At 64.5% G+C, this 6,413-nt stretch carries 7 protein-coding genes; 4 read left to right on the forward strand and 3 right to left on the reverse strand.

The features are described 5' to 3' along the window. Positions 1–31: 31 nt before the first annotated feature. Positions 32–466 (reverse strand): hypothetical protein, encoded by a 435-nt coding sequence (locus ACIQ2A_RS13065; protein ID WP_398479704.1) that lies wholly within the window; start codon positions 464–466, stop codon positions 32–34. A 253-nt stretch (positions 467–719) separates the two neighbouring features. Here ACIQ2A_RS13065 and ACIQ2A_RS13070 point away from each other — a divergent pair, with 253 nt between their 5' ends. Next, a complete protein-coding gene (locus ACIQ2A_RS13070; protein WP_398479706.1) occupies positions 720–1,316 on the forward strand; it encodes a hypothetical protein in 597 nt (198 codons plus the stop codon). Here the strand turns inward: ACIQ2A_RS13070 and ACIQ2A_RS13075 are convergent. Then, positions 1,313–1,741, reverse strand: coding sequence for a universal stress protein (locus ACIQ2A_RS13075; protein WP_398479708.1), 429 nt, complete (start codon positions 1,739–1,741; stop codon positions 1,313–1,315). The genes ACIQ2A_RS13070 and ACIQ2A_RS13075 overlap by 4 nt on opposite strands. A 56-nt stretch (positions 1,742–1,797) precedes the next feature. Then, complete coding sequence (locus ACIQ2A_RS13080) at positions 1,798–2,343, reverse strand: SixA phosphatase family protein (protein WP_398479710.1); 546 nt, start codon at positions 2,341–2,343, stop codon at positions 1,798–1,800. 98 nt (positions 2,344–2,441) lie between these two features. Between ACIQ2A_RS13080 and ACIQ2A_RS13085 the strand changes: the two genes are divergently transcribed. From ACIQ2A_RS13085 to ACIQ2A_RS13095, 3 genes are all read left to right on the forward strand, one after another. Next, the gene (locus ACIQ2A_RS13085) at positions 2,442–3,812 is read left to right on the forward strand and encodes an NAD(P)/FAD-dependent oxidoreductase (RefSeq protein ID WP_398479712.1); all 1,371 of its coding nucleotides are present in this window, start codon (positions 2,442–2,444) and stop codon (positions 3,810–3,812) included. Between the two features lie 252 nt (positions 3,813–4,064). Beyond that, positions 4,065–4,571, forward strand: coding sequence for a peptide-methionine (R)-S-oxide reductase MsrB (gene msrB / locus ACIQ2A_RS13090; protein WP_398479714.1), 507 nt, complete (start codon positions 4,065–4,067; stop codon positions 4,569–4,571). Between the two features lie 399 nt (positions 4,572–4,970). After that, positions 4,971–6,413 (forward strand): flagellar hook-basal body complex protein (locus tag ACIQ2A_RS13095; protein WP_398479716.1); only part of this gene is annotated, 1,443 nt, incomplete at its 3' end.

Raw genomic sequence — 6,413 nt, forward strand, 5'->3', positions numbered from 1 at the left:
CCTTTGCTCAACCCATCCTACGGCCGCGGTGCTAGACTTTCTTTAGCGCGAAATGGGCGCCGCAGAAGGCCATGATGCCGCCGAGCACCAAGGCGACCAGGCCGGCGATGACGCCCGAGGCGGTGGGGATCGCATTGGGGGCTGACGCCGCCTGGCCGGCGCCGGCCAGTACCAGCACGCCGATGGCAATCAGGAAGTGGCGCAGGCGGCGGGGGATGTGGCCGGATGCCGCGCTGTCCAGGAGATTGGCGGCGACGTAGCCACTCACAAAACCCATCGCGGCGATCAGCCACCAGGCCACGGCGGAGCCTGCCGGCATGAAACTCGCGGGATCGTTGCGCCAGAGACCGCCGAGATCGAGGCCGAACCGCTGGCCGAGCATGTGCACGGCAAGCGCCAGCATCACCCCGGAGATCGTCGCGCCCGCCAGAATCAGGCGGCGCGGGAAAATGGTCGTCGTGGCCATGCAGAGCTTGTAAGGGACGGGGAGGCGCCCGCGCAAGCCGCGGCCTTGCTAAAGCTCTTTTGGATTGAGACAACCACCGTCCTCATGGTGAGGAGCGCGCCCCTTGGCGCGCGCCTCGAACCATGGCGCGTATCGCCCATCCTTCGAGACGCCGCGCGAATGCGCGGCTCCTCAGATGAGGGAGAGTTCGTCGAGAGGACACGTCATCTCGACATGAAGACGCTCTCAAGAAGGCCCCTTAGGAGACGAGAACGTGTTGGGTTCACTGCTGAACAGGCCGGGCGAGGCGAGCGACGGGAAAACCTATTTCTACCGCGCATCGCTGATGGGGCCGGCGCATCGGTTCGAACTGACCGATGAGGGGCTGGTCTGGAAGATCGGCGGGCGGTCGGGGCTGTGGCCGTATGCGGATGTCGCGTCGGTGCGGCTGTCCTACCGGCCGATGGCGATGCAGCGGAAGCGGTACAGCGCGGATCTGCAGAATCGCGCGGGCAAGCGATTGAAGATGTTCTCGACATCGAAACAGACGGCGGCGCTGATGGAGCCGCAATTCGGCTATCCCGCTTTCATCGCGACACTGCATGAGCGGCTGGCGGCGGCCGGCAGCACGGCGATATTGAGCGCCGGCATCAAGCCGCTGACGTTCAATGTGCTGGTGACGGCACTCGGGCTTGTCGGTGCCGCGATGGCGGCGCTCTTGATCCGCGCGCTGGTCACCGGCGAATTCGCCGGTGTGGTTTTCATCGTGCTGCTCAGTGCGCTGTTCGGCTGGCAGGGCTGGGATTTTCTCCGCCGCAACCGGCCGCGCAGCTATACGTTCAGCGACGTGCCGACGGATTTGCTCTCCTAAGCGGACGGCGCCTGCCGCACCACCAGCACCGAACATTTCGCATAGCGCACCACATGCCCGGCATTGGAGCCGAGAAAGTAGGTGCGCATCGCAGGACGGTGCGAGGTCATCACGATGAGGTCGGCCTTGATGGCCGCGGCCTCTTCGAGGATCTCGTGATAGATGCCGCCCTGGCGCACCACGCTCGAGACATCGGCGCCGCAGTCATGGGCGACGGCCGCCAATGCCTGTTCCGAACTGTCGCGCTGCTGGGTGTCGAAGTCGGCCGGCACATATTCCGCCAGCATCACCGGCGTCATCGGCATCACATTCAGCAGCCGCACCTTGGCGCCGAATGTTTTCGAGAACAGGCAAGCCTGCGCAATGGCCGGCTTGGCGAGGTCGATCTCGGCGAGATCGATCGGGACCAGAATGGATTTGTACATGTGCACCTCCATTGTCTGATGGAGTGTAGCACGATCACGGCCGCGCGGCAGGCGACTTATTGACCATTGTCTTTCAGCAGCTTCGGGCTGACGAACTGCACCAGCACGCCCGAGCGGAAGGAGATATCGTTCCAGCTGTCGACGGCGAAGTCGATGATGGCGATGCTGCCGGTGGGCAGGTTGTCGCCCAGCGCCTTGCGGCCGGCCGCGTCGCCACCCGCGCTGCCGTCCTTGATCAGGCCGAGCGCCATTTCGTGAAGGCCGGGATTGTGGCCGATCAACATCAGCCGGCGCGGATCCTGCACCGCGGCATCGCGGATGACGGCGACCAGCTCCTCGAGGCCGGCGCCATAGAGTTCTTCCACGTGCTCGACGGTCGGCTTGTTGGACCGCATCGCGGCGGAGGCGAGATCCCAGGTCTGGCGGGTGCGCATCGCGGTGGAGACGCAGACCATGTCGGGCAGCGGCGGGTGCTTGTTGAGCCATTCCCCCATCAGAGCCGCGTCAGTGCGGCCGCGGTCGTCGAGGCGGCGATCGAAGTCCTTGCCGCTCGGCGCGTCCGTTTCGGTCTTGGCATGACGGAACAGCATCAAACGGCGCATTCGGATCTCGATTCGTTGGACGGCAGTGAATTGCGGATTAATGGACGCGGACCGTGAGGACAAGGTGACAAGCGCCACGCTTGGCCGTAGGAAACGGCATGACCGCAGCTTCTGCAAGCGTGACATTTGGACCCGACGTGGCCGATGCCGACCGCATCCGGCTCGGACATCCCTTGGATGCCGATGTCTGCGTCATCGGTGCTGGTCTGGCCGGGCTCTCGATCGCGCTGGAAGCCGCCAAGATGGGCGCCAGTGTGGTGGTGCTGGAAGGCCGTCATGTCGGCTGGAATGCATCCGGCAGCCAGATGGGCACGGTGATGCCGGGCTTCGGCCTCCCGCTCTCTGACCTGATCGAACGGGTCGGGCTGGAGGATGCTCGCGAGATGTGGGCGCTGTCGAAGCAGGGCGCCGAGGCGGTGCGTGCACGGGCGGCTGCGGATGTGATCCCCGATCTCGCGCTCAGCGAAGGCGCGCTCGAAGTCTCCAATGTCGATGTCGGCGAGAAACTGATCGCGCGGCTGCAGATGTTGAATGAGGATTTCGATACGGTCGCCGAGGGCTGGCAGATCGAGCGCGTGCGCGAGGCGCTGAAGACGCAGCGCTACTTTCACGGCGTGCATTATCCGAAGGCGCTCCAGATCGACGGCCGCAAATATCTGATGGGCCTGGCCACGCTGGCGAAGCAGGCCGGTGTGCGTATCTTCGAGGATACACCGGCGATGAGCCTGGATGCGGCCGGCGTGATGAAGCGGATCACCACGCCGTCGGCGCAGTTGCGGGCTCAGCATGTGGTGCTGGCGGGCAATGTGCATTTGGGCTCACCCGCGCAGCGGTTGTCGGACACGTTGTTGCCGGTGTGGCGCTATGCGGGCATCACCGAGCCGCTCGGCGAGCGTCTGGCCGAGGTGATCGCGTTTCAGGGCTCGGTGAGCGACAGCGACGGCGTCGATCATTTTCGGATCGTCGAGGGCGATCGCCTGATGTGGTCGTTTCCGGAAACGACATGGGCGGTGAAGCCCGAGCGTTACGCGCGAAAAATCGCGCGGCGGATCAGGACGGTGTTTCCGAAACTCGGCAAGGTTGCCGTCACCGAAACCTTCGGCGGCGCCATGGGGCAGACCGTGCATGGCATGCCGCAGATCGGGCAGATGCGGCCGGGCTTGTGGGTGGCCAGCGGTTTTGGCCATCAGGGGCTGAACACCACGGCCATGGCCGGGCAGATGATCGCCCGCGGCATGATCGCCCGCGATGACCGCACAAAACTGTTTGCGCCGTTCGAGCTGGTCTGGGCCGGTGGCAAGATCGGCCGCTTTGTCGGCCATGGGGTCGGGGTCTGGCAGCGGCAGGTATCGGCGCTGGAAGGCACGCTGGCGCGCTATCGCGAGCGGGCAGGGCTGCGGGAAGAGCTGCGCGAGGCCCGGCTCGCAGAGGCCAATGCCCGCGCAGGGACCGGCGGTCCGATCGCCTAAGCTGGCTGGAATTGAAGTGATCCCAAGAATCCCGCCGTCGTCATTGCGCGGAGCCCTTGCGGCGAAGCAATCCAGTTCCTGCCGAGATTGTGGCCTTCTGGATTGCCGCGTCGCTTCGCGCCTCGTAATGACGAGAATGCGGGGGCGCTCGCGATTTCGTGAGCGGTTTTTGCCCGTGGCGCTGTAACCTCGCGCCGTTCGATCCGTAATTCCATGTGAACGGGACCAATAGCCCGACCGAGGGAGACCATCATGATCGACCGCCGCCTGCTTCTGTCCACTGCTGCCGGTGTTGCCGGCCTCCTGTCGCTGAAATGGCTGACCGGATCGTCTGCGCGCGCTGCCTCCGACGAGAAATTCGAGGTGATGAAGACCGATGAGGAGTGGCGCAAGCAACTGACGCCACAGCAATATGAGATCCTGCGCAAGGAAGGTACCGAGCGGCCTTATTCCAGTCCGCTGCTGAAAGAGAAGCGCAAAGGCACCTTTGCCTGCGCCGGCTGCGACAATGCGCTGTTCTCGTCCGAGACCAAGTACGAGAGCGGGACGGGCTGGCCGAGCTTCTGGAAGCCGCTCGATGGCGGCGTGGGCGAGCGCAAGGACACCAGCTACGGCATGACGCGCACCTCGATCCATTGCCGCCGCTGCGGCGGCCATCTCGGCCATGTCTTCGACGATGGTCCGAAGCCGACCGGCCTGCGCTACTGCATGGATGGCTTTGCCCTGGTGTTCAAGCCGGGCACGCCGCCGGCGACGTAGGGCACTGCTCCGTCGCTCGCGGCCATCCTTCGAGACGCCCGCTTTGCGGGCTCCTCAGGATGAGGGTGGGTGTGGCGCTGTAGAAGACCCTCATGGTGAGGAGCCCGCGAAGCGGGCGTCTCGCACCATGCAGGCCGGGCACTCTCTCCAATCGCTCACGGCAGATCCGATCGCAACGACCGAGACAGCTACGCGGCACCCTGCAAAATCAGGCGCGTATCCGGCAAATATTTCCCCGCTAGGCAATTGTGCCCCGGTCTCTGGACCGGGGCATTTTCGTTAGTGCACTGATTCGTCTCACTTATTCCGCTTGGCACGGGCCTTGCGACATCGCCTCCAGCAGCGGCCATCATTTTTGGCATCACCCCGGTAGGCCGCCCGGAAGTTGGAGACGATGTAATGGGTATCTTCGGCGCTCTCACCACCTCGGTTGCGGGCCTGCGGGCGAACTCCTACGCGCTGGAAAACATCTCCGGCAACATCGCCAACTCGCAAACGACCGCTTTCAAGCGGATCGATACCAGCTTCACCGATCTCATCCCCGATACGGGCAGCAATGCGCAGCTCGCGGGTAGCGTGAATGCGGGATCGCGCAGCACCAATACGGTGGGCGGCTCCGTGCAGTCCGCGTCGGTCGCGACCTACATGGCCATCAATGGCGACGGTTTCTTCGCGGTCCAGAAGCCGGGCAATGTCTCCGACTCCACGCCGATCTTTGACGGCGTCAACAAATACACCCGCCGCGGCGACTTCTCGCTCGACAAGAACGGCTATCTCGTCAACGGCGCCGGCTACTATCTGCAGGGCGTGAAGATCGACCCTTCGACGGGCAATCCGGCCGGCTCGACGCCGGAAGTGCTGCGCTTCCAGAACGACTTCCTGCCGTCGCAGGCGACAACCAAGATCGACTACCGCGCCAACCTTGCCAGCTATCCGTTGACGGCGGATCATCAGACGGCTGTCCCGGGCTCCGAATTGCTGCGGCCGGCAGACTATCTGTCCAATCCGCGAACGCTTGGTACTGCAGCGACGCCGTTCGGCAACACGGCCATTGCCGGCAATGCACGTAACAATGCCGCCACCACGCCCGTGCCGATCTCGACAAGCACCGGCCTGGTCACCACGGCTGGTTCCGATACGCTGACCGCAGGCTTTGCGCATAACGACACGCTGGTGCTCAAGACCACCAATAATGGCGTGACGACCACCAATACGATCCAGTTCTACGATCCGGCAGTGACACCGACGCCGACCCCGGTGACGGGCACGACCTATGTCGATCTGAGCACCGCCACGGTGGGAAGCCTGCTCGGCACGATCGACGGGCTGACCGGGACGAGCACGGGATCCTCGATCTCGTCCACCGGCGTGGTGACGCTGAATTCCGGCACGGCCAATGACTTCACGCTGGCCGCAGGCTCATCGACGACTGCCGTCGCCGCATTCCAGGCCATGGGCTTCTCCGGCACGATCACCGGCCTGCGTTCGGGCGGTGGCACGTCGGGCACCGGCGTCGTGATCGGCAGCGACAGCCAGACCTTCCTCGATCAGTCGATCGCCGGCGGTGCGACCACCGCTTACGACGGCAATGGTGCGCCGGTCAGCCTGCAATTCCGCTGGGCCAAGGTGGAGTCCGCGACGCAGGGCGGCACCGATACCTGGAACTTGTTCTACCAGACCAACCCTTCCGCCACGGGCGGGCAGGCGGCCTGGGTCAATGTCGGCACCGACTTCAAGTTTGGCCCGGATGGTCAGATGCAGCCGGTGGTCGGCCAGATCACGCTCACGGGTCTCACCGTGTCGGGCAAGTCGCTCGGCAATGTCACCATGGCCTTCGGCACC

Source organism: Tardiphaga sp., from assembly GCF_044336785.1.
In the GTDB taxonomy this organism is placed as follows: Bacteria; Pseudomonadota; Alphaproteobacteria; order Rhizobiales; family Xanthobacteraceae; genus Tardiphaga.

What these genes read in the sequence shown, in the direction of transcription:
- ACIQ2A_RS13065 (WP_398479704.1), bottom strand. Translation starts at nt 466, where the DNA reads ATGGCCACGACGACCATTTTCCCGCGCCGCCTGATTCTGGCGGGCGCG.
- ACIQ2A_RS13075 (WP_398479708.1), bottom strand. Translation starts at nt 1,741, where the DNA reads ATGTACAAATCCATTCTGGTCCCGATCGATCTCGCCGAGATCGACCTC.
- ACIQ2A_RS13080 (WP_398479710.1), bottom strand. Translation starts at nt 2,343, where the DNA reads ATGCGCCGTTTGATGCTGTTCCGTCATGCCAAGACCGAAACGGACGCG.
- ACIQ2A_RS13085 (WP_398479712.1), top strand. Translation starts at nt 2,442, where the DNA reads ATGACCGCAGCTTCTGCAAGCGTGACATTTGGACCCGACGTGGCCGAT.
- msrB (WP_398479714.1), top strand. Translation starts at nt 4,065, where the DNA reads ATGATCGACCGCCGCCTGCTTCTGTCCACTGCTGCCGGTGTTGCCGGC.